Source organism: Rhizobium sp. RAF56, assembly GCF_052113965.1.
Lineage (GTDB): Bacteria > Pseudomonadota > Alphaproteobacteria > Rhizobiales > Rhizobiaceae > Rhizobium.
This window is the reverse complement of the sequence record NZ_JBFRDU010000134.1, coordinates 1-691: the sequence shown is the minus strand read 5'-3', so window position 1 is coordinate 691 and position 691 is coordinate 1. Positions and strand designations below refer to the sequence as shown.

Below are 691 nucleotides of genomic sequence, written 5' to 3'. Positions count from 1 at the left end.
GGAGTATGGCGGCTTGGGTTTCGGGACGATCTATACAAGCTTCGCGTTTCTTGGCGTCATCGTTCTGACTGTAATCTATATGACAATAGAGGCTGGTCATCGACGTGAAGAAACGTCCAGCCAGAACACCTAGCCGTCGCCGGCAGTCCCATGGCAACTGAGGCCGGACGGGCCATTCGCCTGTCCGGCCTCAGTTGCGTTGGAAGCGACAAGCTCCTGCGCCGATGTCCGAAAGATCCCGATAGCCAATTCTTACTAAACTTTAACCGCCGGACCCCGCGTCTTCAGGCACTCGTCAGCATTGTCAGGCATCTGAAAGGAGATCGTTTCCAGCAGAGACACCAATGCCTTTCAAAGTATCCAAGAGAATTCGCGCCGCGCTCGCAGGCGTTCTTTTCCTCGGGGCCGGCCTCGGAGGCTATATTGGCTATCTCAAGCTGGTCGGGAATTTCCACACCGTCATCGAAGGCCAGCTTTACCGCTCGGCCCAGCCGACCCCATCGCAGCTTGAAACCTATGTTCGCGAGCATGGCATCAAAACGGTCATCAATCTAAGAGGAGAGAACTCCAACGCGGATTGGTACGGCGCCGAGATTGCCGCGACGCGAGATCTGGGGGTTGAGCACATCGACTTCAGGATGTCTGCGACCACGGAATTTACGCCTCAGCGTGCTAGCGAAATCGTTGCGAT

General features: G+C 55.9%; 1 pseudogene. It reads left to right on the top strand.

Annotated elements, in window-relative coordinates:
* Window positions 1-344 precede the first annotated feature (344 nt).
* Window positions 345-691: pseudogene (locus AB4048_RS28930) on the top strand (protein tyrosine phosphatase); the annotation flags it as partial.